This is a genomic window from Alteromonas sp. 5NW40-0090, assembly GCF_057552975.1.
In genome coordinates, this window is the sequence record NZ_BAAJLT010000017.1 from 23,071 (window position 1) to 47,496 (window position 24,426).

The window sequence follows — 24,426 nt, forward strand, 5'->3', positions numbered from 1 at the left end:
TTGCTCATGTGGCAATGCTTTTCTATAGTCTGTAATTACTCTTAGAAAGAGTACATTACCCCCGTGTAGGCGTACATGGAATCGTCGGGGTATGCGCCAGTTTCTAACGCATCACCTTTAGCAAGGTATGCACCGCCTAGTTCGAATCTTAATGGTGCAGATACTTGATATCGCAAGCGAAACTCTATTTGATGCCCTAGAAAGTCTTCTTCACCTTCTGCCACTTTTTGAAGCCACAGTCCTTTGTACCCCAGCATAAGCGTGTTATCGTCATTAAGCTTTGTAACGCCTCTTAGCCCCGGTGCCAATATATTGCTACGAGGAAATGTTTGGTAAACGTCCGTAGGGCCGAAATCAAACCGCCGTAAACCATAAAGAGAGTCAAAGGCTTTTATGGTGTTGTCAGTGCTATCATTGTCTCCACTTGCTGCATCAATTTCTGCTCTAATAAAAGTACTAGCACTGATTTGCTTGCCAATATGACTATGTATCATCCAAGAGGTAACGTCTTTATCATCTATGTCCGTTGTCGATGTAGACTGCCTTGCCCGACCAGTTTGCCCTATCGCTTCTATGTTGTATTTCCAATCTCCTGAAAAGGTTTTCGAATAATCCACCGACAAGGTAAACAGATCGCGATTTTTTGTCGCTAGTTCTTCGGAGTCAGATTCTTTCAGCCAGTAACTGTGTACTTTCCAGGTGTTATCTTCTGATTCAGCATAAACGCCATAAAATTTTTGATTACTATAACTTTTATCAAAAGCTCGTTTATTACTATCGATAGAGGCCGAATCTAATGGAAAGCGAGTGAGTGGCAGTAAATAGAAACCACGAACATGCCATCCAGACCAACTTGCATTTATTAGAGCACCTTCAAAGCTATTCGTAGCGTTTCTGAATCGTGTGCGCCCTATCAGTCGACGACTGCCGTGATCTAGTGTTACACGTCCAATAGTTACGCTATCTATAACCTCACTAACACCCTTGTAAGTGATGTACAACTGCACTGGCTCAAGCGTATTCACCTGCGAAGATTTGAGAGTGGGATCATTCTCGTCGAGATAAGCCCTGGAGTCTTCTATCTCAGCGACAGCACTCCAATTTCCATAGTTGGCTTCGCCTTTTAATCTAATTCGAGTTGAAAGGCGTTGATTTGTTTTAGCCCGAATGTTTTCGTCTGTAGGAAAGATTGGATTATTAAGCGTTTCATAACGTACTCTCACTGAACCGCTGTAGTTAGTATCTAGGCTTTCTGCTTTTAATGATGTGCCAATACAAGTAGTGGCTAACAATAACATCGAAGCACTAGCACTCAATTTACTCATCTTTAGGCCTTTGAAAATCGGGTAAGAAATGCGTAATTATAAGCTAGTCAATCGCATTTCACTCACGCTCTTTAGTCTAAAATCAAAATAAACAAAGGTGAGGTGTTGAACTTGCGTAGTCACAAATGGCAGGGTTTAGTCTAAATCTTCTAACGGCCAAATGGCGATATAGTCTTCAAAATGGTTGAGATCAACATCACTTTCAAAGACAGTTTTATTCCGTACCGACATACCTTTCGCATGCATCACGTGTTTTTTACCCTTGTTTAGCAATGGATGCCACGAAGGCAATCCCCTCCCCTCATAAAGGCGGCGATAGGTGCAGCTATTAGGCATAAAAAAGATATCCTTCAGATTCTCTTTTGTCAGCTTCACGCAATCAGGCACCAGCTCCGTGCGCCTTTCATATTGGGTACATTCACATTTTTTTGTGTTTAAATACGTACACACAATATTGGTATAGTGAATCTTCTCATTATCGTTAATGTGGTCGGTCACTTCGTATTCTTCTACCGCGTCATCATCGATAAACTTTTGCAGACAACACTTACCGCATCCATCACACAGTGATTCCCATTCCTGTTGGGTCATGTCTTCTAAAGATTTGGTTTCCCAAAATGCTACTGTCATTCAGCTATTACCTTTGTACTCACCGATAAGAGGCCTTCTAACGATGCCTCTACCATATCTACAGGGCTAAGTTTACCTACGCCTTTGGGCGTGCCCGTTAGGATCACATCGCCACTGTCCAACGTAAATATAGATGACATATGGGCGATAAGTGGGATGATTTTGTGCAGCATCAGCTCGGTATGTCCCTGCTGTCTAACCACCCCATTTATGGTTAAGGTAAAACGCAGGTCTTCTAAGTTGTCTACCTCACTTAACGGCACAAAGCCTGATAGAGGTGCACTGTTGTCAAAAGACTTCGCTCTTTCCCATGGCTGACCTTGTTTCTTAAGCTCGGCTTGAACCTCGCGAAGGGTTAAATCGAGACCAAGTCCAATACCCCATATCGCGGCTTTTACGTCATCATCACTGGCATTCTTCAATGATGATTTTAGCAGCACAGCAACTTCAAGCTCGTTGTGACACTCGCCTTTGTCGGTAGGAATGGCAATAGGCTTCTGCATATGACATAAGGCAGCCTTTGGCTTCATAAACAGCAAGGGCGCTTCAGATACGGTAGAATTCATTTCTTGAATGTGGTCGAGGTAATTTCTACCTATACACACTACTTTACTAACGGGTAGAGATATTTCATTGCCTTGAGAATCAATGTGACGATAAGCCATTAGTAACCTCGCTTAATTCGCTCTGATAGGTACCCAACCGAAACGCCAAAGTAAGACGAACGGTTCCACTTCATCAGCGTGTGAAAATTGTTATACACCAAGTAAATTCGGCCTTGCTCACCATCAGGCATAATAAGCGACGCTGTGATTTCTGCATTGGGGAGTTCATTTCCGTTGTAGCGCTTGACGCCATTCTGCTGCCAAAAGGCCAAGGGTTTCATGTTAGATTTCGCTAACCCTGAAAAAGGTACTGGTTTGGTTAGTATTACTTGGCGTCCCCACGTCCCTTCATTATCCCAACCTTCAGATGATAGATAGTTGGCGATTGACGCAAATACGTCTGCCTTGGTCCCCCAAATATCCTTTCTGCCGTCGCCGTCGTAGTCCACTGCGTAATTTAGAAAGGATATGGGCATAAACTGTGTCTGCCCCATCGCGCCGGCCCAAGAGCCTTTAAGCGCCTCTACAGAGATATGCCCTTCATCTAGGATCTGAAGTGCCGCAAAAAAGTTGTCTTTAAACAGCTTTTCTCGTCGCCCTTCATACGCCAAAGATGCCAGTGCAGACAACACACTAAAGTTACCCTGTATTTTACCAAAGTTGGACTCATTGCCCCATAGCGCAACAATAAAGCGTGCCTGAACCCCATATTTTTTAGCAATTTCATCAAGCAGTACTTTGTGTTCCTTGTACTGCTCAACCGCCTGCTTTACTTTCCAGTCGGGTACTCGGGTTGCTAGATAATCATCTAACGTTATTTTTTTCTCTGGCTGGCTTTTGTCAGACTTGACGACCGTGGGCCTGAAAGTAATGTCAGCAAACGCCAAATCTAACTTAGTCTTATCTATGCCCTTTTCGGCCGCTTCTTTTTTCAGTTGAGCAACGTAGCTTTTAAAGCCCGTCTCGCTAAGCCCACTGTCATTACTTGATTGATTTTCGGTATGAGCTGCCAGTGAAAAGCTGAAGGTTAAACTCGATAGAACTAGGGCAATATTGCGCGGTTGAGGAAATAAGCTACGATTTTTGCGCTTAGCTATAAAGGTAATTCGACCAACTAAGCGTTTTAGAGTCTTTAATAACATGGATATTTAAAACTTCTTATCGGGCATTTTTGAAAGCCCAAGGGATTCACGGTGTTGCTCTAGCAAATTATCTTCTTTTGGCGGCATTTGGAGGTAAAAGCCTTTTTCATTAAGCTCGTCGATAAGCTTTTGCTTGTCAACCAGGCCAAGTTTCTCGCGCTTTTCTAGGGCAATGATAGTCACTAGCTCTGGGCGACCAAACTTTGCCATAAGCGGCTCTGGCACGTCTTCAAAATGGTCTTTCTTTGGCACATACAAATACATGCCGTCTTTCTTTCGCGTTTTATAAACTGCGCATAACATAGAATTTCTACTCTTTCTTAATTCGTTTCTTTAGTTCTTTTGGGGTCACTATGCAGATTTAATTGGCCCGAGAACATAAACCTCTTGCCAATACTGCTCACCCATATTGCTTTTAAAGCACTATTGGGCCGGAGCGTCGCCAAGTAGACGAGTTACGTGAGAGCGAAACAATGGCTCTCTCCACGTCGACAGTACATCCGGCATTAGCCCTTGCACGCGGGTCTCATCAACCGAAAACCAGTACCATTTTAACAGTTGATTCAGCTGTTTTTTAGAGGCAATAACGTCACTATTTACAGCATTGTCTTTCGCTATCTGGTCGCTGATAACTTTAAGGTCGGCCAGCGTTTTTTTATACTTGGCGATATCAATTAACCGCAGCACAACCGGAAGCCTGAGCTTTTCTGGCGTTTGCGCGTACTTTGCTCTCGCCTCTTCAATTAGCGTGATGATAGTGTCGCCGTAGCGGCGTACGGACTGATGATTCACGCCGTTAATGCGAGAAAGGCCAGATTTACTATCGATAAGCCGCTGCGCCGCTTCAAACAAATGCCCTTCCTTAAACACAAAGTTTAGTGCCAAGTCTTTCTTACGTGCGGTGTTCAAACGCCATGCTGCTAAAGCCTGCAATACAGTCAACTGCTCGCTGTTTAAACGCCAGTTATTCTTAATGCTTAAGTACGCAAAATCTTCAGGCATTTGGGCTCGTTTTTTATCTACTAGCAAAGCTATTTCTTGATAAATCCAATGCACTTTGCCCGCTTCTTGCACTTTACTGGCTAGCTGTTGGTAGCATGGCAATAAGTACAATACATCGTTTGCGGCATAACTCAGTTGCGATTCGCGAAGGGGTCTCGCTATCCAGTCGGTTCGCGACTCTCCTTTATCTAGCGTTATATCACATAGCAGCTCTACTAACTTTGCGTAGCCAAGTGACGGCCCCATATCCAAAATACTTCCCGCCAACTGCGTATCGAAAACAGGTGTTGGTACCGTGTCAAACGCTGTGAGAAATGCTTCTATGTCTTCTGAACACGAATGCAGCACTTTTACTACTTCGTTATTTTCCATAAGCTCGATAAACGGGCGCATGTTGTCGATGGCAAGCGGGTCGATAAGAACCAGTTGATGGCCGTCGTAGAGCTGAATAAGGCCCAGGTGGGGAGTAAGAGTTCTAGTCCTTACAAATTCGGTGTCTAAGGCTACCGCCTCTTGACGCTGTGCTACAGTGCACACTTTTTCAAGTTGTTCAGATGTCGTGATTAATTGATATTGCATATTTTTGCACAGTAATAAAAAAGCCGGCTTACGCCGGCTTTCACAAAACAAATTTCAATGAAATTAGTCTCGAAGCTCCCGACGCAGTATTTTACCTACATTGGTTTTTGGTAAGTCGTCTTTGAAAACAACTTGCTTAGGCACTTTGTAACCCGTTAAGTGGTTACGACAGTGCGCGATAACGTCTTTTTCAGTGAGTGAGTCGTTGTTTCGTACTACGAATAATTTCACCACTTCGCCGCTGACTTCGTGAGGAACCCCAACCGCCGCAGCCTCAACAATGTTGTCATGCATTGCAGCTACTTCTTCAATTTCGTTAGGGAACACATTGAAGCCTGAGACTAGGATCATATCCTTTTTACGGTCAACAATATAGAAGTAACCTTCATCATCTACCGTAGCAATGTCGCCTGTAGCTAACCAACCGTCTTTCAGAATTTCTTCTGTTGCTTCAGGTCGGTTTAAATAGCCTTTCATTACCTGAGGGCCTTTCACCCACATTTCACCAGGTTCGCCTTTCTCAACTGGATTACCATCGTCATCAAGAAGCTTGATGTCTGTTGAAGGAACCGGCATTCCGATTGCGCCCTTGTAAGCTTCAATCTGTGGAGGGTTTACCGCAACAACAGGTGAACACTCTGTCAGGCCGTAGCCTTCAAGAAGTACGGTACCAGTAACCTTTTCCCACTTTTCAGCAACGGGGCGCTGAACTGCCATGCCGCCGCCTAGACCAAACTTAAACTTGCTAAAATCAAGCTCGCTAAACCCCGGCGTATTTAACAGGCCATTAAACAAAGTGTTCACGCCAGGCAAAATGGTAAATGGGTATTTGCTAAGTTCGTTTACAAAAGCCGGCATGTCGCGTGGGTTAGTAATAAGTAAGTTACGGCAACCGTATTTAACGAACATCAAGCAATTCGCTAGCAGCGCAAAGATGTGATAAAGCGGAAGCGCTGTTACTACAAAGTCTTCGCCTTCTTCAATAACGGTTTCTAGAATACCTGATACTTGCTCTAAGTTTGCCACCATGTTGCGGTGAGTTAGCATAGCCCCTTTAGACACACCGGTTGTTCCACCTGTGTATTGAAGGAATGCCAAATCGCCACTATCAATGTCTGGACGCGTATATTCAAGAGACTGACCTTTTTTAACCGCCGACATAAACGAAGTGGTTTCAGGCAGGTTGAAAGACGGCACCATCTTTTTAACGTACTTCACTACCGCGTTCACGACCCAGCGCTTAGGTGCCGGAAGCATATCGCCTAAAGCCGTCAGAAAGACTTCTTGTAGATTAGTCTCTGCAATCACTTCCTCTAGGGTACATGCGAAGTTTTCGACAATGACTATGGCCTTCGCGTTGGCGTCATTTAGCTGATGCTTTAATTCGCGGGCGGTGTAAAGAGGGTTAACGTTCACCACAACCATACCTGCACGCAATATCCCAAACATAGCAACAGGGTACTGAAGGAGATTAGGCATCATGATTGCGACAGCATCACCGCGTTTCAGGCCGCTAGATTGTAAGTACGCTGCAAACTGCGCAGATAAGGTATCTAGCTCCTCGAACGAAATTGAGTGCCCCATGTTAATGAAGGCTTCTTTATTTTTAAACTTCTTAACCGACTGCTCGAAAATGTCTACTACAGATGCGTAACGATCGGCATCAATTTCTGCGGAAACGCGAGGGTCGTAATGCTTAAGCCAGGTTTTTTCCACCAAAACCTCCTCTACTTTATTCTTATACTATTGAATGAGCACCCAAAGAAGACGTGCACATCTAACTGGTCTGATAACTTGCGAATAGTATAGGAAGTGTAAAAAAAAATAAACGGCACAATTTACAATTGCTCAACAAAATTGCGAATTATTAGCCCTACATCATCAGTATTTTCCATGTGAATGTGATGACCGCCTACAAATTGTTCGTATTGAGCATTTAAGAACCACCCCTTCCTTTTTGGAAAGACTGTCTCTAGATTTTTGAAGCTATTGGATGCGCCGATAAAAAGTACAGGACATACAATAGCACGCATCAGAGATTCTGCTTGCTTTTCTGTTAGTCTCAGTGATGATTTTGTGCGAAGTTTCGGGTCGCTCGACCAAAAGCGATGCCCGCCTGCATCTTGCGTCAAATTTCTCGTCAATATTGAACGGGCATGCGCTTCGGGTATGTCAGAAATGTTGCATCTCGCCTTTACCGCATCTTCCAACTCAACAAGTCGAAGCTTGTTACGTGATTTCGTGTGACGACTCACTATAGACTCTCGCATCTGAGTAGCGGTTGTTTCCTCGCTCTCGGTAAGCGGCCCACAGGCGTCAATACTTATCACCCCAGCGACTTTTTCTGGAAAGAGTGCAGCAAAAAGGCTTGCCAGAATACCACCTAGAGAATGTCCTAATAAAATAACTTCATCCCACTCCTGAGATTCTATAAGGGCATAAAGGTCTTGCAGATAGTCGACTTGATTATAATGTGCGCCTTGTGCACGGTGAGACGAGCGACCATGACCCGCGAGGTCAATTGCAACAAAGCGATGCGATTGAAGGTAAGGCGCTAACAACCTTAAACTTTCAGCATTATCTAAGTACCCGTGTAAACCAACTACAAGTTTACCAGCACCTTGATTGTCTAACGCTGCTAGATTAAGCCCTCCAATATCGAATTCAGTTTCAATCATAAGCTCCCATGCTGGCAATCAATTGCCGCCTCCTCTACACTCAACTTTTACCAAAAACAAAAAAAGCGGCAATTACCTGCCGCCCTAATCCTTGTTACTATTTTTGTTTATCTGCACGCAAAGGCTGCGCTGTCGACTTTGTTCTTGAGTTACTCGCCCCTGAATTGCGCGATGGTAACTTAGCCTTGCTCGGGGCATTTTGATAACGAATCACTCGGGTTCTATTAAAGTGCGGGTACATCCAAGGACCATTGAAGTGATAAAATGGTGAGTACCAACCTGTATGGTAATTGAAGAAGTAAGTGTTTACATCGTAAACCTCTTGTTTTCTCCACATATGATAATCATCAGCAACAATAGTAGGATAAATATATGGTTGTTCGCCCACCATACCCGCTGTCGGCGCAGTTATCGTACCCAAGAACGTAGCTGAACGCCCTTCTTCAAAAACAATAGGGTCGACGAAGCCGTCAATTTGTACCTTGAAACGCCCCGATGTTTCGCCATTTGTCGAAGGTTTACCGTAGTGGTTCAAAGGGAAATGAGCGAGTTCAATGAACGTTTTGTTAGGTTTATTTTCAACGCCAACAATCATTCCACCCCAGCGTGCTTTTTGACCTTGTGCATTAGCCCCCGAAGTGACCGCTTTGGAATAGCTGACTAACTGTGTACCCTCAGGTACCTCAATACTTTCTGGAACAATAGTACAGCCAGTAAACAACATGACCGTAAGTAAAACTAAATAACGAGACATTAAAGCGCTCCTATGGACCCGAGAAAAATTTTGCGCTTGTATGGATTACAAATAAAACGCCAAGTGTTTCAAATAAAATCCATGTGCGGCAATATATTTAAAAACTCTTATATAGTCTTACGTATCTCTTTAAGTTACAAAGAAAAACCGCACTCCAGCAACTAAACATTAGCATTATTACGAAACGACAACCACTGTCGTTCAACTAATCTATCGCATAAACAAGAAAGCTTACCTGTATAGCGTCTAGTTTAGAGCAGACATACTATGAGTTTGTTCAAAACTGTTTGTGAAATTCAACAATTTGTTAGAATTAATTTGCAAGTAAGAACGCAATAGCGTGTGGAAGATTATGCGTAAATATCTACGCCGAACATGGACTGAATAGATTCACGTTGCTGTTGTTTTTCAAAACTGGTGTAAGAGGCTATCGCATTTTGAGAGTAGGTATTGCCATCCTCGCGGATAAATTGCTGGTAGGCCTTCGCGTTATCCGTACCCTGTTCATCAGGCGCAACAACGATCGCCTTTACCGACGACTCACTCTGCCCCTTATTTTGCTGTTCGGGGTCTTTGCCTATCTTTGCCACTCGTCCTTGCGAAGGTTCAGAGGACGGTAGTGCGAAATTATTATTGATAATCATACGAGGTTGATAAGGCAAAAAACGTACCATACTAGAGCAAACCGCAGTATTTCGGTTTCTTTAATACGGTACGTTCTTTTTAGTACTTCTACTCTCTTCCCGGTAACTTTTTCCACGTTACTTTATCGCGCAGATATACAGGTTCTACATTCACAGCATTAGATACTTCGCCTTTGCTATACGCATCGATTGCAAGTTTAAGCATGTATTGAGCGTTTGGAAGCGTGACGTCAGAAGTTACCTCGCCACATACCTCAGACTTCCAGTTATCAAGCTCCTCATAGGCAGACCAGCCGGTGCCTGCTGCAATCACAGCGGCGCTATTATCTTCCTTAAGCGCGTTTAGCTGTTCAATAGCCGTTTCGGGCGGACAAACTTGCTCTTCAACGCAAAGAACAAGCCCACTTTGCGACTGTGAGTAAACCGCGAAGTACACTTCACCCATACGCGCATCCGACGCAACAGCAATCAATGCATCTTTATGCTGAGTTTTAGACGCTACTTCAAACGCCATAGCTTCAAGCGTACTCACGCCTGCCACTTTTAAGCTTGTCCCTAACGCTAAACCTTGAATCATTCCCGTTGCTATGCGAACACCGGTAAAGCTGCCTGGGCCTCGACCAAAAGCCAGTAAATCTAGGTCGCCCAGCGAAACCTTTGCTTCTTTTAACACCTCATCGACCATGGGAAGCAGTCGTTGACTATGCTGCTGAGGGCATATCTCGAAACGCGTTATGACGGTGTCTTTGAATTGAAGCGCAACCGAACAAGCTTCGGTTGCGGTGTCTATAGCTAAAATGTTCATGTTTATCTCTTGTTTCATATAAGCTGAAAACGGGGCTAATGGCGTCATACACGTTTACCGCTTTTTCAGTGCTTTAACTTAGGCTTCATCAATGCCGGCTAAAAATTTTTCCACTTCGTCCAAGCTTCTTGTTCTTTTCATATCTGGCAAGCTTCCGACGAAGGTTTTGGCGTAAGGTTTTGTCACTAATCGATTGTCACATATAACCAGCACGCCTTTATCTGAAGGGTCACGGATGAGTCGTCCTGCGCCCTGCTTTAACGTAATAACAGCTTGAGGAATTTGAATAACACCAAACGGGTTTGCTCCACGTTTTTTTACATCTTCCATACGCGCTTGAAGCAGCGGATCATCAGGTGACGCAAAGGGCAGCTTATCAATCATCACGCAAACCAAGTCGTTGCCGCGTACGTCTACCCCTTCCCAAAAAGCGCCTGTGCCCATTAATACCGCTTTTTCATCTGCAAGGTACGCATCCAGCAATGCTTGCTTGGTGGTAGTCCCTTGCACCAGTAGCGGATTATCTATCTCATCTTCTAGCTTCTGCGCAATTTCTCTAAGCATAGCGTGACTAGTAAACAACAAGAAACATCTGCCGCGACTTGCTTTGATTAGCCGTTTGGCTGTTTCTAGCAAAGTTTCGCGCATAGCGTAGCTGTTTGGTTCTGGTAAATAGCGAGGCACGCACAGCATGGCCTGTTCAGGATAATTAAACGGACTATCTAATCCTAACGTTTCTGCGTCTTCTAAGCCCATGCGGCGCTGAAAGTGATCAAAACCGCCGTTTACCATTAAGGTTGCCGAGGTAAAAATCCACCCGCGGGGCGGCGATGATACGAAACGTCTGAATTTAGCGGCAATTGATAAGGGCGTTAAATGCATAATGAGGTGGCGCTGAGTAGTTTCATACCACAAACTTACATTTTCTTGCTTATTGTCGCTTAACGCATCTAACTGCTCTCTTGCAGCCACAACACGTTCGTACATGTTGTCTAAGTCTTTGTCACGGCCAATGTGTAACTTACACACTTCATGCAGTACACCCAGCGCTTCGGCTAATTTGCCCACCTGCATGCGCACGTCGTCACGGTCTAGCGCCTCGGCCCAGTTGCCGCGTTCGGCCGTATCCGGGAACAATAACCGTAGATCAGAGGAAATCATTCTGCATTTGTCAGCTGCTTTATCTAGCTGCCCAGCATCTTTTAGCACTGTTCTGAACAACAGCGTGATATCTTTCGCAATGTCGTGAATTTGTCTTGTTGAAAGTGACTCGCCAAAATAATCACTCGCAATATCAGGAATTTGATGAGCCTCATCAAAAATAATCGCGTCAGCTTCTGGGATAAGTTCGCCAAACCCTGTGTCTTTCAGTGCCATATCTGCAAAGAAAAGGTGGTGGTTTACCACAATAATATCAGCATCCAGCGCCTTTCTGCGCGCTTTTACCAAGTAGCAATCTTCATAATCTGGACAATCGCGGCCCAAGCAGTTATCCACTGTAGAGGTAACAAGCGGTAAAACACGGGCATCTTCGGGAAGGGTTTTAAGCTCCCCCATATCACCTGTTTTCGTAGTACTAGACCAACGTTTCACTTCTGAAAGCTGACCCAATACCTCTTTTTCAACCAGCGTAGAATTACCACTGTGCTGTGCTACTCGATGAAGACAAAGATAATTTGAACGGCCTTTTAACAGTGCAGTTTTTCGCTTGCTGCCCAAGGCCTTTTTTACCAGTGGTAAGTCGCGGTGAAATAACTGCTCTTGTAAGTTTTTAGTTCCTGTAGAAACAATAGCCTTTCCGTCGCTCAACAATGCAGGGGCGAGATAAGCGAAGGTTTTTCCCGTTCCCGTTCCCGCTTCAACGATCAAACTACCCGTGGTATCAATAGCACGCTTAACCGCCTTTGCCATTTCAGTTTGAGCTTCGCGAGGTACAAACCCCTTGATAGCACCTGCAAGGAGGCCATCTGAAGAGAATACGTTATTTATTGTGGGCATGGTTTCAGCGCTGTCATTACTTTTCTACTTTAGGCCGCGCATTATGCCAAAAAGCCTTTAAAATGCCCATCAAAGGTTTACACTTTAGCGTGAGCCTAGCCCAATCTCTTAAATCCTGAACTACCCAGATATTAAAAAAACTTCCCACCTTAACTATTCGCTTCCTGACACTTTAAGAGTCAAAAAAATTGTTAAATTTTTGATGAAAAGAATTTGTCTTCTAGAACAAAAAAATTAGCTTTTTAATAGTAAAACTTAGGCGCAATATCCCGCTCGTAAATATTTACACAACTATTTAACGAGGTAATTATGAAAGGTTTACGCTTTATAGGTTTAGGCTTGGTAGGTTTAAGCGCAATGGCGTTCTCTGTAATTGCAGCTGCATCAGAAGAAGCACCTGCAGAGCTGGTAGCGGAATTAACCCAGTTCTGTAAAGAAATTGCTGAAGAAGAAGGTACAAAAGGTAAGTCGGAAGACGTATTCGTATTAGAGTGCGTAAACGATGAGCTAGAAGCTGAAGGTTACCAGAAGCTGAAATCTTTAAACTAGTCTAACAAGCTAGTTTACTGACTCACGTTAACAGAATGAATAAACGTGCCTCGCCAGAAATGGCGGGGCTTTTTTGTACTTTTCTTTTTTGTACTTTTCTTTTTGGGCCGTGGTTTCGGGCTCTGGACTTAGAAAAATTTTCGATGCTCAGCGTTTTTGACGGCGATGTATACCATAGCTGCTCAATAAAAAAGTTAACGCTCAAAAAACGCGTCAACCAAATCGGCGAGTGATTCTTCTAACTCTTCTTCAAAAGTGTCGATATCAATGCCAAAACTGTCCATATATTTAGCCGCATTGTCGCGGGAAAGTACGGCATTTTTTATCTGAAATTCAAGCTCAGGCAGTGTCTTGTCGTAGCGGGGCTTAATGGTCCATCGCAAACAATGACCATGGTTGTCTTTTAGCTTTTTCTTGGCAAATACACAGAATTCCTCGACGTAATCAGCACCTTGCGGCCCAAGGCAACCCGGTTCTATGCGGTACATCACCAGCAGCTTTTTATATAGCGGAAGTCGCGTTTCCATCACATCTTCAATTAGTTTAAAGATTTGATTATCGGAAAATTTTGAGAATTTTGCCAGCTACGCAAAGGGTGAATACGAGAAATGTCGTATTCACTCTTTATCACTACTCTGCTAGTTCAGGATCTTTTATGAACAAAATATCCATGATAATTGCAGGGTCCCACTCGCGCATCTCTGCTTCGCATTTCAGTCGAATTTCGTCTAACTCACTGATCGTTGCAATAGAGAATGCGTCATCTACTATAATGTGGACTAACAGATAAACATCCCTGCCCCGCTTACTAATTCGCACTTCCACGTGCTCGTATGGGACGTCCGCCAAGGTTTTTTTGAATTTTTTCTCGATTACCGCCGAGATAGCTTCAGGCGGCGCTTTATTGATTACCTCGTTAAGGCTTTCACGCAGAATCTTAAACGGCACCGGCAGCATTACCGTGCCAAGGATAATCAGTAAAACGGGGTCAACGTACGGCGACAGCGTTCTATATTCCGTCAACTCCAGCGCGTAGGCCAAGATAAAAGCGAACAAGATGGATGCACTTAGCACACCGTCTATCATCCAAGTATGAGAATCCACTTTTACTAAATCGGACAGTAAATGCTTACCTTTTACACGCATGTAAAAAGAGATACTAAAGCAGCCAACCGTTGCCACAACACCGTAGACCATACCAATACCATACTCAGCTGCGTGACCACCTGCTCGTAAACTCTGAACAGAGCTCGCGACGGCATACACACAAGTGGCAATGATAATAAGCGACTTAAACATGTTTAGCGTAGGCTCAATTGCCGTGTAACCAAAGTGGAACCGGTCATCATCAGGACGTTGAACCAAATTAGCTACTTTAAGCGTTAGCATTGACATTACAAAAGCAATTAACGAGTAAGCAGCATCAAATAAAATAGCGCCAGAGCTGGTTAAAATGGCAAAACCAAGCGCAATAACGACAAATGCACCGGCAATGTAAAAAGAAAGCGTTAATAGACGCTTTTCTTCAAGGTGATGGAAGCCAATGTCCATGAGAGTCACATCGAAATTAAGGTGCGCGGATTCTACTCCGTTATTTAAAAAAAAATAGTGCTTTGAACAAAAATATTGCTATTTTTTTAATCAATACAATGATACATAGCGCCTATATAATTACGACTTAACGCAATGCGTTTTTAATACCTATTTTAAACTATGAAAACCGTTATTCACCCTTCTATAAAAAGTTATTTTGATGCTAATGAAAGCCAGCAGGAAATCGAACAGGCATTCTCTCGTGGGCTTGCTTATGCGGGCCATTCTCTCATGGTGCCAGAGAAGTTTAGTTATCAGGTGCTGCCGCACTTTAACGACCGTTATGTGTTATTTAATCAGGGTGAGAACCATGAACTTATATCTAACGTTTGCTTACATCGACAAGCTCAACTTCTTGAAGGGCAAGGTCGGGCACGCAGCATTGTTTGTAAACTCCACTGTTGGGGCTATGACAACACAGGTCAGCTTAAAGGGACGCCACACTTTAAGGATGCACCTAACGGTCAGTTGAAAAAAGAATCGCTATCAGTATGGAACGGCCTTCTATTTAAAGGGCGCTCTCCTGATATGGACTTATCTGCCCTTGGGCTTGAGGACTATCTCGACTTTACCGATTACTTTTACGCCGGTTCTGAAACGACGGAATATCAATTTAACTGGAAGACATTCATCGAAATCTATCTAGAAAACTATCACGTGTACTCCATGCACCCTGGGCTTCGCCAGTTCGTTAAGCCCGATGATTTACAATGGTCTTTTGGCGATGATTTTTCAGTTCAAAAAGTTGGGCTAGGCGACCGACTCACTAAGCGTACAACGCCGCGTTACAGAGAGTTCCAAGACGCATTAATAGCACGATTTGGGCAAACACTTCCTCGCTTTGGCGCGATATGGTGCTTTTTGTACCCTAATATTATGATCGAGTGGTACCCAGACATTATCGTTGTAAGCACGATTTACCCCAAAGGTGCGAGCGCGTGTATAAACCACGTAGAATTTTATTATCCAAAAGCGCTTCATAAGGATATGCCAGACTACTTTGCAGCAGAAAAGGCCGCATATATGGAAACAGCGGAAGAAGACGAAGAAGCCTGCCTATTGTTAGAAAAAGGTCGACGGGCACTTTATTTATCAGGCGAAGAAGAACAAGGCCCCATAGAACCGTTTTTAGAAGCGGGCGTGGCGCATTTTTACGACTGGCTTGCTAAACAATAGCAATCTTGGTGCTTTAAATAGTGTCATTTCAGAAAAAAGGAGTTTTGATGAAAAATTACAAAGGGTCTTGTTTGTGCGGTTCAGTAACTTTTGAAATTGAGGGTGATTTTGACAGTTTTTATCTATGCCACTGCAAACATTGTCAAAAAGATTCAGGTTCGGCTTTCGCTGCCAACCTGTTTTCAACTTCGGCAATATTAACTTGGGCATCGGGTGTTGACGCTATAGCCAACTTCACGCTCGAGAACACGCGTCATAGCAAAAGTTTCTGTAAAATTTGTGGCTCAGCCCTTCCGTGTACTCAACTCAGTAACACTTTAGTCGTACCCGCTGGGTGTCTGGATACAAAACTACTCATTAAACCTACTGCACATATCTTCGACGTAAGCAAAGCTGTGTGGGAGCAAAGTTTAGAAACCATTACAAAATTCGAACGTTTACCGTAATATACACTGACTACTGATTCGAAACCTAGTGGCTTTATATTTAACAATACTCGCTGCTTGAATAGCAGGAGGTCGATTGATATTTACGGTCTTAGCGAACCTCAATTATCTTGTATCACTTTTGTTAAAATCATTGGGTAACTTTTGCATGAAATTCTATAGTTCTCACAATTCAGCGTAACGCCCACCAGTCTCAAGAAAACCTAAACAATTGATTTTAATTAAATTTACCAGAATGGCACATGCTGTGAATAGTCCTTTGTGAATTCTCTCCTCCGTTTTTAAGCAGTATGGAGGCCGAAAAACCAAGGAGTAAGATATGAAAAAGTTAACTATTGCTACATTAATTAGTGCCGCTCTGTCTGCTGGTGCATTTGCTGGCGACGACATGGAGAAAATCGATACGACGTTTGTTGATCTAGATAACGATGACAACGGCTACATCTCGCAGGAAGAAGCTGACGACGATGAGATTTATGCGCATTTCTCCAAAATTGATGCTAATTCAGATATGCAGCTTTCGATTGAAGAGTTTAACACTCATGTGATGAAGCACCCTCAACACTTCGATGATGAAGTGCTTGCGACTGTAAAATCGATGAAAGAAAGCATGGGTAAAAAAGGTACAATAGAAACGGAAGTGGAAGTTGATGCCGATGTAGATGAAGTTGTTGCAGCTACGCAAGACAAAAGGTTGACGCACGAGTTAAGAGCCGAAACTGAGCTGAAAGCGAATGGAGACTTAAAAAAGACGAAAGTTGAAAAAGTCTCTAAAGATACGGTCATTAACGATAAAACAGTTATCGCAGATGAAGCGGTCATTGCACGCAGTAAATTTGAGATGATGGACGCTAACAGCGACGGTAAGCTTACTAAAGCTGAAGCCTCTCGAAGTGGTGTAACCCGCGACTTCGATAACATTGACGCAAATGACGATGAATTAATTACGCGTACGGAATTTAAGCGTTATCTGAGTACGTCTGAAAGTAGCTCAAGTGATAGTTCTGAAGAGTAATCACTAAGTTGTACTAGCTCAGACTTAATCTTACCGTTACCCGTTTTTTCAGGTGACGATGTCAGATTAGACCTGAGCTAGTTTCTTGAGCATCTGTTAACACCACTGTGTAGATTATCGTAAAACAACCAACGGAATATCTACTGTTTCTAACATTTTCAATGTATTGCTACCAACAAATAGCTGTCGCAATTTAGAATGTCCAAAAGCCCCCATTACCAACAAATCAATGTTGTTCTCTATCTGATATTTCACCAACTCTTTGTTAATATTACCTTCTAAGAATGCAGTAGTCACGTTTAAGCCACGCTCGACTAATTGAGCGGCAGCATTATCAAACTTGGCTTTAAGATTCGATTCATTGTTTTTGATCGTCACCAAATGACAATCAATGCCATACAAAAGGCCGCCATCGAGCACTTTTTGTAGTGCTCTATCAGCTGACTCACGCCCATCATAGGCAATCATAAATGACGATGGCGCTGAGAATTCTTCAGGGACAATAACAACGGGCCGGGATACTTTTCGTAGCAGTGTTTCTAGATGAGAGCCAATAGCTTTAAACTCGTTTTCGTAACCGCCCCCTTTGCGGCCAATAACAATTAGTCGTGCCTCGCTTTGAAGTTCGACCAATGCCTCAACGATATCGCCATGACGCTGTAAAGATTGCACTGTCTCTAGACCCGCTTTTGTAGCCTCAGACACTGCGGATTCAAGAAGCTCGTCACCAATCTGTAGAGCAAGCTTACTCCTTTGCTCATCTAGTTTGGTCATCTCTTCCAATAACGAGGAGTGAGCGCCTAGCCCGATACTGCCAGTATAATCATCCGCGCCGTGCTGGTGCGCCTTTTCAATAGTATGGAGAAAGCATAACGGTTTTGCCAACTTATTTGCGGCCCATTTGCCAGCGCCGACGACGGCGGGTGTTATTGCAGAGCCATCAATACAGGTAATAATTTTATCCATAACTTGTCTCCTAGTGCCCCCCCATTAGCTTTTCAACTTCTGCCGGGTCATTGTGTACACCAAACTTATCGACGACAGTTTCTGTTGCTTCATTCATCCCAACAACCGACACTGTAGCACCTTCACGACGAAATTTAATAACGACCCTATCCAATGTATTTACGGCGGTTATATCCCAGAAGTGTGCGTGAGTAAGATCGATCACAACTTTACTTACAGCTTCTTTGAAATCAAAAGATGCCATGAATTGCTCAGATGAAGCAAAAAATACCTGCCCTACAACTTCATAGGTACGTGTCTTTTCAGGCTCGGAATGATAGGACTTCACAGCCATAAACCGTCCGATTTTGTTTGCGAAGAACAGGGTGGCAAGCAGAACACCGATTAGTACGCCGATGGCAAGATTATGTGTCGCTACAACAACTATGACCGTGCTAATCATCACAATATTGGATGAGAGCGGGTGCTTGCCTAAATCTTTTACCGATGCCCAAGAGAAAGTGCCAATTGCTACCATAATCATTACGGCAACTAGGGCAGCCATCGGAATTTGTCGAAGCCACTCATCCAACACGAGCACCATAAACAGTAAAAATGTTCCTGCGACAAAGCTAGACAGTCTGCCACGTCCACCAGATTTTACGTTGATAATTGACTGTCCAATCATGGCGCAACCCGCCATGCCACCGAACAAGCCTGCACCAATATTAGCAATTCCCTGCCCCTTGCATTCCTTATTTCTATCACTGGACGTATCAGTCAAATCATCAACAATAGTCGCTGTCATCATTGATTCCAGCAAACCCACAACAGCCAGGCCTGCGGCATAGGGGAATACTATCGCTAGCGTTTCAAAATTTATAGGAACATCCGGCCACAAAAGTATCGGTAATGTGTCTGGTAGCTCTCCCATATCACCTACTGTGCGTATGTCCAACTCTGTGGCAATAGCAACAATAGTCAGTGTGACAATACAGACTAATGGCGAGGGTATTGCTTTGCCAATCAAAGGAAAATAGGGAAACAGATATATAATGCCAAGACCTGCGGCGGTCATGACGTACACATGGTAAGTCACGTTGGTCAGTTCTGGCAGTTGTGCCATAAATATCAAAATAGCTAAGGCATTTACAAATCCCGTGACGACTGACCGTGAAACAAACCGCATCAACTCACCTAATCGCAGAAAGCCAGCTACAATCTGCAACATGCCTGTAAGCAAGGTTGCGGCTAGCAGGTATTCGAGACCATGCTCTTTTACTAATGTCACCATTAATAACGCCATAGCGCCTGTGGCAGCGGAAATCATACCCGGTCTTCCGCCAAAAAATGCAATGATAACGGCGATGCAAAACGATGCGTACAGGCCCACTTTGGGGTCAACACCTGCAATAATAGAAAAGGCAATGGCTTCGGGAATGAGGGCTAAAGCCACCACAATACCCGCAAGCACATCACCACGAATATTAGAGAACCAATCTCTCTTTACGTGTTCGATCATGCAAAGTTACCTAAACTGTTTTCCTCTGAAAGAGGATAGAAAAATTACTTATGAATATAGCTCGCAAGGGATGCGATAAGTTGCTCATTAAACTGAGCGGAAGATATTTAGAGGGAAAGCCTAGGGCGGCGTAAGTGTCAAATTTGACTCCATGTGATTTCTGATTCAGGGATCATACATTACTTGTGTGTCATTATCCATTCCATTGCTCCCAATGAAGCTACAGCAACTCCGCTTCCTGTATTGCTTATTTGATTGTCATTAAGAATTGTGGACATGACAGCGTCGCGTTGTAATTGCACCCTTAGTATTCCTTGGTCATCACACTAGGCTCTTTAGCATCTAACTTTCGGGTGTGGACTTAATCACTTCCTCGATTTCACTGTTGCCACTCAAGCGTGCGAGGTCGATAAGATAACCTTTTTCTAGCTTATTCAAAGTATGCCCTTCAAGTCGCGCTTTTACCTCTTCAACATCACCATTGGCAATAGAAGTTTTAAGCGCTGCATGATTATTTAACGAGCGGTCTTCTGTTTTTTCAGCTGAATCATTCGCAGTCATAGTTCATCCTTAATTTTCACTTAATAAAAATGTATCGAAGCTCTTTACCATTAGTAGTTAGAGATGACATTTAACGATCACACGGTTAAGCAATCCATATCTCAAACTGCCAAGGCTTGAGTTTACACACTGAATCATCTCCGAATATTTTCTTTTCGTCGCGCTCCCAGTGCGCATACTCACCTTCAAACAATGGTTCTTCAAACGTTACATCAAGCTGCTCATTTGAGAAATTAATCACAACGAACACTTTTTCATTTTCACTACAACGCACAAAACTAAAAACCTTATCCATCTTAGAGTTTGGCACCTGAATCATTCTTGCCCCGTATTCTCCGTTCCCTAGCACGGCTTTGGACTTTTTGAGAGCAATTAGCTTGCGATACAAGTTGCCTATTTCATGTTCTTGCCAGTGTATAGGGTCGCGCTCAAAAAACGCTAAACGCTTGGTTTCCCCAGCTTCTTGGCCGTTGTGAATGAGCGGCATGCCTTCACCTATTACCGATAAAGCAATGCTGGCTTCAAGCGCATCACCAAATTGTTCGCGCTGAGTGCCATCCCAAGCATTTTTGTCATGATTACTCACAAAGGTCATTCTATAAGCGGAATGAGGCCAGCTGCGTTCGTTCCACGAATAATACTTGCGCAGCCTATCCAGTGAACACTTTCCATGAGCGAGTTCATGCAATGTTTCATTCCAGCTCCACGCGTAAGTCATATTGAACGCATTTTCGTGAAGGTCGCGATTCTCCCACTCAGCCAACATGAAGACAGGCCTGATTGCGTTTAATGTTTCAACAGCTTGACTCCAGAAGTCGTTAGGCACATAGCCTGCTACATCACAGCGAAACCCATCGATATCGAACTTTTCAACCCAGTAACACAATGCATTAATCATGTATTTGCGAAGGCCAATTTGCTCATAATCGAATTCAATAATATCGCTCCAATCCCACCACGGAGATGGACGAAAATCGCCTTTGTAGTCTTTGGCGTACCACTCGGGGTGTTGTTCAACCAACGGATTGTCCCACGCGCTGTGATTTGGCACCCAGTCTATGATGACTTTTAGCGAAAGCCTATGCGCTTCTTCCACCAGCGCTTTGAAATCCTCTTCGCTGCCAAATTCTGGATTAATGGCCAAGTAGTCTTTAACGGCATAGGGGCTGCCAAGCTGGCCTTTTCTGTTTTTTTCACCAATAGGATGTATCGGCATAAGCCAAATAATATCCGCGCCGAGGGATTTAATATGTGCAAGGCCCTTCCTTACTCCTTCAAAAGTTCCTTCTTCTGAAAATTGTCGGGTGTTGACCTGATAAATAACCGCATGAGACGACCATTTAGGCTGAAGTACGTTATAGCGTTTCTGGGGAACAGGATTGATATCCATATTATCTTTCCTTATCGAGATTGGCATTTAGAAAAAGAACCTGAATAGTGAGCGTTACCATGCACTACGTTATGTTATGTTACTTTTAGGCTTTAAGTCGCAGCAAGCTGGGCTGCTAACTGTCGCAAGCTCATGACTTAAAGAATAGGTAAACTTGTGACTCCTAAAATTAGTACCCACATACCGAAAAAAAGTTTTAGACGCTGAACGGAAAATGCCAAAACTACATATTTGGCAATCATTCCACCGATGATTGCTCCCGCGCCAGCAAACAAAACAACCTGCCACACCACAGATTCACTAATAAAAGCATGGTATGGCACCGCAGACCACACGGTGAAAGCGGATAGAATAACGGCTACAGCGATAGACATAGTGACATTAAAGCCACGAATAATTAGATAAACCGCCACTAACTCACCCACTCCCACTGAGAGCCAAGCTGTGATAACGCCGCCCACAAAACCAATGAAAGGTAAAAATACTAAATCCTTTGTTTGTAAATCCTTATCAAAATGAGTGCGCTTCATTAATGGAACAGACGCAAAAATAGCAATGGCTAATAAAATAGAAAACCCGCCAAAGACAATGTGTAGGTTGTTGGCTCCGCCCCATAATTGTGCGAGTAACAACTGGCTTTGCGGCGAATATTGCGCGAACCCCATACCACAAATAGATGAAGGAGCGGTTAGCATGAGTGCGCTCGGCAACGCTCTCCAGTAGTCGTCGTGTTTGTGCTGTTTTTTGTAATAAGCCGCCCAAGTTAATGCTCCAGCGGTCATGCCGCAGCATTGAATAGCAAAACTAGTTGCCACTACACTTTGCGATGAAAACGACAGGTAATTGAAAAATGGTACAAACACCACACCTCCGCCTGCTCCAGTGGCGTTTGCAAATACAGCACCGATAACGCCAAGAACGCTGAAAAGTCCGAATTCTTTAACAAGCTCAATGGGTGCAGGTTGTGCTAGTAAACTGCTAACCCAAAAAATTAAAAGTACTATCAACGCTGCTTTACCAGCGTTTTGCTTGATGAGAGAAATCACATACATCCTTAAGGAAAAATTCGGTAACTCACGCGGCATGACTTCTTAAGGCACACTGCTAACTAGCACCTGTACAATTTTAAAACTATTGTTATCCCATTACGTATAAGTTTTCACTTACACAGATATCACATACAGCATATTCAAAAACATGGTTGAAGTATCTACATTTGAGCACCAGGTGCAACTGCATCTTTCGCCAAACCGCTCAGCAACATGGCAGCAAACTAAATATCTTATTACAGCTTTTGCCGTTTTCATTAGCTCGATTGCCATTGCTTGGTCAATGGTGGGAGCGTGGGTCATCCTCCCTTTTGCTGGAATAGAGGTCGGTCTGTTAGCACTAATTATGTACTTGGTGTCTAAAGCCACCTACCGATGGGAAACCATTTCAATTTCTGTTGATAATGTCCATATAGCGTGTTCCGACGGCGCCGCTTTAAGCTTTCCCAGACTAGATACGTCGCTACTTTACCAAAAAGACCTAAGCTTTAAATGCACTTCACGGTTAATTTTACAGACCCCCCTACAGCAGGTTGAATTAGGCGCATTCCTGAATTCACAGGATAAGGAGCAAGTACGCGATAGCTTTCATCGTGCAGGGATCATGGTGTGCACCAACAAATGGTGGTAAAGCGATTTGTTTTAATTTGCTTCGGACAAAATTTTCTGTCCCCTTATTTCTAGATACTGATGACTAGGAGTGAGAGCCTTCATGACACAAAATTAATGATCGTTGTGGGCGTTTTCGACTAATTAACTATAAGACGCAGCCAACGTTAGCTGCGACCTAACGAGGGCTACATTATGAATTTATACATTGAGTCATTAGAAGGTGGTAACTACCTTGCAGCTACAGGAATGGGTGCATCGCGCACTTTAGTTCGAGATAAAAAGTCACAACCAAAAACGTTCCATTGCTTAAATGAAATTAGAGAGCACTTCGACTCTCAAGCCTTTGAGCACGTTTGGCTTCGTCAAAGCACGCCCTACGAAGAGATGGTAGGTCAAACTGATCACCCCGGTGCGCTAGAGCTTGAAATAGAGTGGTAAATGCTGACTGACAGCGAGTCCGACTAGGGCTACGGGTAATAGCACGAAGCTAACGATTGATCACAAGCACCTTACTATTTTATATACGCGTGCATCACTTAGCACGCTTTTTGCGTACCACTCATGTGGTTTAAATAAACACGGTATTTTATTGAATTACTAGTGGTGGAAACTGTCTGTTAACGCAAGTGATAAAATACCGACATGCTAAGGAGAATTGCATGAAAGTTAGTAAGTTAGCGATTAAGTCCGCATTTATGGCAGCTGTTTTGGCTTTAACAGCGTGTGCTTCTATGGGAGATGGAACTGTTGCTGAAAAGCAACAAGCTATTTTAGATATGCAAGAAAATGCGCTGGCTCGCCTATACACCGAGAAGCCAGATACTCGCTCTCAGATAAGAGACGCAGCAGGCTACGCCGTATTCACTAATGCCAACATTAACGTATTTTTTGTGGCCGCTGGCACCGGCTACGGTGTGGTAAACAATAACGTTACTGGCGCGAAAACATATATGAATATGGCCGAAGGCGGCGTTGGCCTTGGCTTAGGCGCTAAAGACTATCGCATTGTTATGGTCTTCCATACTCAAAAAGCGATGAATCATTTCATTGAAAACGGTTGGACCCTTGGTGGTAACGCAGATGTAGCAGCGAAAGCAGGCAATAAAGGCGCATCTGCAGAAGGCGAAGGTTATCTTGGTAATGTAACGGTTTACACCATGACTGAAAGTGGTCTGACGCTACAAGCCACGGTAAAGGGCACCAAGTTTTGGGTAGATAAAGAACTAAATTAATTCTGTCCTCCCTACTTTATATTTAGAGCAGCAAAACGTTTTCTTAATCACCGAAGGTCTCTTGAATGCAAGAGGCCTTTTTAATTTTTCTCCAAAAAATGCCTGCTTACCCGCTAAATCTATTAATTATCGAGATCGCAACAATAAGCCGTGTCTTGCCGCTAACATATCTTC

The 24,426-nt window shown here is 43.6% G+C and carries 26 protein-coding genes; 7 read left to right on the forward strand and 19 right to left on the reverse strand.

Annotated elements, in window-relative coordinates; translation table 11 throughout:
* Positions 1 to 41 precede the first annotated feature (41 nt).
* From AC27KT_RS18815 to yoaA, 12 genes are all read right to left on the reverse strand, one after another.
* Positions 42 to 1,325: an alginate export family protein gene (locus AC27KT_RS18815; protein WP_487132490.1), complete on the reverse strand. Its 1,284-nt coding sequence runs from the start codon at positions 1,323 to 1,325 to the stop codon at positions 42 to 44.
* 135 nt (positions 1,326 to 1,460) lie between these two features.
* The gene (locus tag AC27KT_RS18820) at positions 1,461 to 1,955 is read right to left on the reverse strand and encodes a YcgN family cysteine cluster protein (protein WP_487132492.1); all 495 of its coding nucleotides are present in this window, start codon (positions 1,953 to 1,955) and stop codon (positions 1,461 to 1,463) included.
* On the reverse strand, positions 1,952 to 2,620 hold the full coding sequence (locus tag AC27KT_RS18825; RefSeq protein WP_487132494.1) for a fumarylacetoacetate hydrolase family protein: 669 nt from the start codon (positions 2,618 to 2,620) through the stop codon (positions 1,952 to 1,954). The genes AC27KT_RS18820 and AC27KT_RS18825 overlap by 4 nt, the downstream gene beginning before the upstream one ends.
* The gene (locus AC27KT_RS18830) at positions 2,620 to 3,702 is read right to left on the reverse strand and encodes a lytic murein transglycosylase (protein WP_487132496.1); all 1,083 of its coding nucleotides are present in this window, start codon (positions 3,700 to 3,702) and stop codon (positions 2,620 to 2,622) included. Before AC27KT_RS18830 ends, AC27KT_RS18825 begins: the two co-directional genes overlap by 1 nt.
* Positions 3,703 to 3,708: 6 nt before the next feature.
* On the reverse strand, positions 3,709 to 4,005 hold the full coding sequence (locus AC27KT_RS18835; protein ID WP_487132498.1) for a YcgL domain-containing protein: 297 nt from the start codon (positions 4,003 to 4,005) through the stop codon (positions 3,709 to 3,711).
* Positions 4,006 to 4,125: 120 nt separating this feature from the next.
* On the reverse strand, positions 4,126 to 5,283 hold the full coding sequence (rnd, locus tag AC27KT_RS18840; protein WP_487132500.1) for a ribonuclease D: 1,158 nt from the start codon (positions 5,281 to 5,283) through the stop codon (positions 4,126 to 4,128).
* Positions 5,284 to 5,346: 63 nt separating this feature from the next.
* Positions 5,347 to 6,999, reverse strand: coding sequence for a long-chain-fatty-acid--CoA ligase FadD (gene fadD / locus AC27KT_RS18845; RefSeq protein ID WP_039222787.1), 1,653 nt, complete (start codon positions 6,997 to 6,999; stop codon positions 5,347 to 5,349).
* A 122-nt stretch (positions 7,000 to 7,121) separates the two neighbouring features.
* A complete protein-coding gene (locus AC27KT_RS18850; RefSeq protein ID WP_487132503.1) occupies positions 7,122 to 7,961 on the reverse strand; it encodes an alpha/beta fold hydrolase in 840 nt (279 codons plus the stop codon).
* Between the two features lie 97 nt (positions 7,962 to 8,058).
* Positions 8,059 to 8,715 carry a Slp family lipoprotein gene (locus AC27KT_RS18855; protein ID WP_487132505.1) on the reverse strand — a complete coding sequence of 219 codons (657 nt, stop codon included), beginning with the start codon at positions 8,713 to 8,715 and terminating at the stop codon, positions 8,059 to 8,061.
* Between the two features lie 350 nt (positions 8,716 to 9,065).
* Positions 9,066 to 9,389 carry a hypothetical protein gene (locus AC27KT_RS18860; protein WP_487132507.1) on the reverse strand — a complete coding sequence of 108 codons (324 nt, stop codon included), beginning with the start codon at positions 9,387 to 9,389 and terminating at the stop codon, positions 9,066 to 9,068.
* 58 nt (positions 9,390 to 9,447) lie between these two features.
* On the reverse strand, positions 9,448 to 10,164 hold the full coding sequence (gene tsaB, locus AC27KT_RS18865; RefSeq protein ID WP_487132509.1) for a tRNA (adenosine(37)-N6)-threonylcarbamoyltransferase complex dimerization subunit type 1 TsaB: 717 nt from the start codon (positions 10,162 to 10,164) through the stop codon (positions 9,448 to 9,450).
* 78 nt (positions 10,165 to 10,242) lie between these two features.
* Complete coding sequence (gene yoaA, locus AC27KT_RS18870; protein ID WP_487132511.1) at positions 10,243 to 12,162, reverse strand: DNA repair helicase YoaA; 1,920 nt, start codon at positions 12,160 to 12,162, stop codon at positions 10,243 to 10,245.
* A 309-nt stretch (positions 12,163 to 12,471) separates the two neighbouring features.
* Here yoaA and AC27KT_RS18875 point away from each other — a divergent pair, with 309 nt between their 5' ends.
* Complete coding sequence (locus AC27KT_RS18875) at positions 12,472 to 12,711, forward strand: hypothetical protein (protein ID WP_039236345.1); 240 nt, start codon at positions 12,472 to 12,474, stop codon at positions 12,709 to 12,711.
* 194 nt (positions 12,712 to 12,905) lie between these two features.
* On the opposite strand, the gene AC27KT_RS18880 is transcribed toward AC27KT_RS18875, so the two are convergent.
* Both AC27KT_RS18880 and AC27KT_RS18885 read right to left on the reverse strand, forming a co-directional pair.
* The gene (locus AC27KT_RS18880) at positions 12,906 to 13,238 is read right to left on the reverse strand and encodes a hypothetical protein (protein ID WP_136782985.1); all 333 of its coding nucleotides are present in this window, start codon (positions 13,236 to 13,238) and stop codon (positions 12,906 to 12,908) included.
* Between the two features lie 103 nt (positions 13,239 to 13,341).
* Positions 13,342 to 14,262: a cation diffusion facilitator family transporter gene (locus AC27KT_RS18885; RefSeq protein ID WP_487132514.1), complete on the reverse strand. Its 921-nt coding sequence runs from the start codon at positions 14,260 to 14,262 to the stop codon at positions 13,342 to 13,344.
* A gap of 162 nt (positions 14,263 to 14,424) precedes the next feature.
* On the opposite strand from AC27KT_RS18885, the gene AC27KT_RS18890 reads away from it, so the two are divergent.
* The 3 genes from AC27KT_RS18890 to AC27KT_RS18900 all read left to right on the forward strand — a co-directional run bounded on the left by AC27KT_RS18890 (position 14,425) and on the right by AC27KT_RS18900 (position 16,941).
* Positions 14,425 to 15,480: an aromatic ring-hydroxylating oxygenase subunit alpha gene (locus AC27KT_RS18890; protein ID WP_487132516.1), complete on the forward strand. Its 1,056-nt coding sequence runs from the start codon at positions 14,425 to 14,427 to the stop codon at positions 15,478 to 15,480.
* 47 nt (positions 15,481 to 15,527) lie between these two features.
* Positions 15,528 to 15,926 (forward strand): GFA family protein, encoded by a 399-nt coding sequence (locus tag AC27KT_RS18895; RefSeq protein ID WP_487132518.1) that lies wholly within the window; start codon positions 15,528 to 15,530, stop codon positions 15,924 to 15,926.
* Positions 15,927 to 16,245: 319 nt separating this feature from the next.
* On the forward strand, positions 16,246 to 16,941 hold the full coding sequence (locus AC27KT_RS18900; protein ID WP_487132520.1) for a calcium-binding protein: 696 nt from the start codon (positions 16,246 to 16,248) through the stop codon (positions 16,939 to 16,941).
* 114 nt (positions 16,942 to 17,055) lie between these two features.
* Here the strand turns inward: AC27KT_RS18900 and AC27KT_RS18905 are convergent, their stop codons facing one another.
* The 5 genes from AC27KT_RS18905 to AC27KT_RS18925 all read right to left on the reverse strand — a co-directional run bounded on the left by AC27KT_RS18905 (position 17,056) and on the right by AC27KT_RS18925 (position 22,405).
* On the reverse strand, positions 17,056 to 17,907 hold the full coding sequence (locus tag AC27KT_RS18905) for a universal stress protein (RefSeq protein WP_487132522.1): 852 nt from the start codon (positions 17,905 to 17,907) through the stop codon (positions 17,056 to 17,058).
* A gap of 10 nt (positions 17,908 to 17,917) precedes the next feature.
* Positions 17,918 to 19,408, reverse strand: coding sequence for a SulP family inorganic anion transporter (locus AC27KT_RS18910; RefSeq protein ID WP_487132524.1), 1,491 nt, complete (start codon positions 19,406 to 19,408; stop codon positions 17,918 to 17,920).
* 342 nt (positions 19,409 to 19,750) lie between these two features.
* A complete protein-coding gene (locus AC27KT_RS18915; RefSeq protein ID WP_283627616.1) occupies positions 19,751 to 19,969 on the reverse strand; it encodes a hypothetical protein in 219 nt (72 codons plus the stop codon).
* Between the two features lie 85 nt (positions 19,970 to 20,054).
* Positions 20,055 to 21,359 carry an alpha-amylase family glycosyl hydrolase gene (locus AC27KT_RS18920; protein ID WP_487132527.1) on the reverse strand — a complete coding sequence of 435 codons (1,305 nt, stop codon included), beginning with the start codon at positions 21,357 to 21,359 and terminating at the stop codon, positions 20,055 to 20,057.
* 137 nt (positions 21,360 to 21,496) lie between these two features.
* Entirely contained in the window at positions 21,497 to 22,405 is a 909-nt protein-coding gene (locus AC27KT_RS18925) for a sulfite exporter TauE/SafE family protein (RefSeq protein WP_487132529.1), read from the reverse strand.
* 151 nt (positions 22,406 to 22,556) lie between these two features.
* Here AC27KT_RS18925 and AC27KT_RS18930 point away from each other — a divergent pair, with 151 nt between their 5' ends.
* The 3 genes from AC27KT_RS18930 (at position 22,557) to AC27KT_RS18940 (ending at position 24,252) form a co-directional block, all read left to right on the forward strand.
* Positions 22,557 to 23,039 (forward strand): DUF2244 domain-containing protein, encoded by a 483-nt coding sequence (locus AC27KT_RS18930; RefSeq protein WP_487132531.1) that lies wholly within the window; start codon positions 22,557 to 22,559, stop codon positions 23,037 to 23,039.
* Between the two features lie 173 nt (positions 23,040 to 23,212).
* On the forward strand, positions 23,213 to 23,458 hold the full coding sequence (locus AC27KT_RS18935; RefSeq protein WP_487132533.1) for a DUF6482 family protein: 246 nt from the start codon (positions 23,213 to 23,215) through the stop codon (positions 23,456 to 23,458).
* 221 nt (positions 23,459 to 23,679) lie between these two features.
* Complete coding sequence (locus AC27KT_RS18940) at positions 23,680 to 24,252, forward strand: lipid-binding SYLF domain-containing protein (RefSeq protein ID WP_487132535.1); 573 nt, start codon at positions 23,680 to 23,682, stop codon at positions 24,250 to 24,252.
* Positions 24,253 to 24,426: the final 174 nt, after the last annotated feature.

Coding starts and splice junctions, on each gene's coding strand:
- AC27KT_RS18880 (WP_136782985.1), bottom strand. CDS start 13,238: ATGGAAACGCGACTTCCGCTATATAAAAAGCTGCTGGTGATGTACCGC.
- AC27KT_RS18855 (WP_487132505.1), bottom strand. CDS start 8,715: ATGTCTCGTTATTTAGTTTTACTTACGGTCATGTTGTTTACTGGCTGT.
- AC27KT_RS18850 (WP_487132503.1), bottom strand. CDS start 7,961: ATGATTGAAACTGAATTCGATATTGGAGGGCTTAATCTAGCAGCGTTA.
- AC27KT_RS18905 (WP_487132522.1), bottom strand. CDS start 17,907: ATGGATAAAATTATTACCTGTATTGATGGCTCTGCAATAACACCCGCC.
- AC27KT_RS18825 (WP_487132494.1), bottom strand. CDS start 2,620: ATGGCTTATCGTCACATTGATTCTCAAGGCAATGAAATATCTCTACCC.
- AC27KT_RS18930 (WP_487132531.1), top strand. CDS start 22,557: ATGGTTGAAGTATCTACATTTGAGCACCAGGTGCAACTGCATCTTTCG.
- rnd (WP_487132500.1), bottom strand. CDS start 5,283: ATGCAATATCAATTAATCACGACATCTGAACAACTTGAAAAAGTGTGC.
- AC27KT_RS18820 (WP_487132492.1), bottom strand. CDS start 1,955: ATGACAGTAGCATTTTGGGAAACCAAATCTTTAGAAGACATGACCCAA.
- AC27KT_RS18885 (WP_487132514.1), bottom strand. CDS start 14,262: ATGGACATTGGCTTCCATCACCTTGAAGAAAAGCGTCTATTAACGCTT.
- tsaB (WP_487132509.1), bottom strand. CDS start 10,164: ATGAACATTTTAGCTATAGACACCGCAACCGAAGCTTGTTCGGTTGCG.
- AC27KT_RS18935 (WP_487132533.1), top strand. CDS start 23,213: ATGAATTTATACATTGAGTCATTAGAAGGTGGTAACTACCTTGCAGCT.
- AC27KT_RS18875 (WP_039236345.1), top strand. CDS start 12,472: ATGAAAGGTTTACGCTTTATAGGTTTAGGCTTGGTAGGTTTAAGCGCA.
- AC27KT_RS18915 (WP_283627616.1), bottom strand. CDS start 19,969: ATGACTGCGAATGATTCAGCTGAAAAAACAGAAGACCGCTCGTTAAAT.
- AC27KT_RS18940 (WP_487132535.1), top strand. CDS start 23,680: ATGAAAGTTAGTAAGTTAGCGATTAAGTCCGCATTTATGGCAGCTGTT.
- AC27KT_RS18890 (WP_487132516.1), top strand. CDS start 14,425: ATGAAAACCGTTATTCACCCTTCTATAAAAAGTTATTTTGATGCTAAT.
- AC27KT_RS18860 (WP_487132507.1), bottom strand. CDS start 9,389: ATGGTACGTTTTTTGCCTTATCAACCTCGTATGATTATCAATAATAAT.
- AC27KT_RS18900 (WP_487132520.1), top strand. CDS start 16,246: ATGAAAAAGTTAACTATTGCTACATTAATTAGTGCCGCTCTGTCTGCT.
- AC27KT_RS18830 (WP_487132496.1), bottom strand. CDS start 3,702: ATGTTATTAAAGACTCTAAAACGCTTAGTTGGTCGAATTACCTTTATA.
- yoaA (WP_487132511.1), bottom strand. CDS start 12,162: ATGCCCACAATAAATAACGTATTCTCTTCAGATGGCCTCCTTGCAGGT.
- AC27KT_RS18815 (WP_487132490.1), bottom strand. CDS start 1,325: ATGAGTAAATTGAGTGCTAGTGCTTCGATGTTATTGTTAGCCACTACT.
- AC27KT_RS18920 (WP_487132527.1), bottom strand. CDS start 21,359: ATGGATATCAATCCTGTTCCCCAGAAACGCTATAACGTACTTCAGCCT.
- AC27KT_RS18910 (WP_487132524.1), bottom strand. CDS start 19,408: ATGATCGAACACGTAAAGAGAGATTGGTTCTCTAATATTCGTGGTGAT.
- AC27KT_RS18895 (WP_487132518.1), top strand. CDS start 15,528: ATGAAAAATTACAAAGGGTCTTGTTTGTGCGGTTCAGTAACTTTTGAA.
- AC27KT_RS18835 (WP_487132498.1), bottom strand. CDS start 4,005: ATGTTATGCGCAGTTTATAAAACGCGAAAGAAAGACGGCATGTATTTG.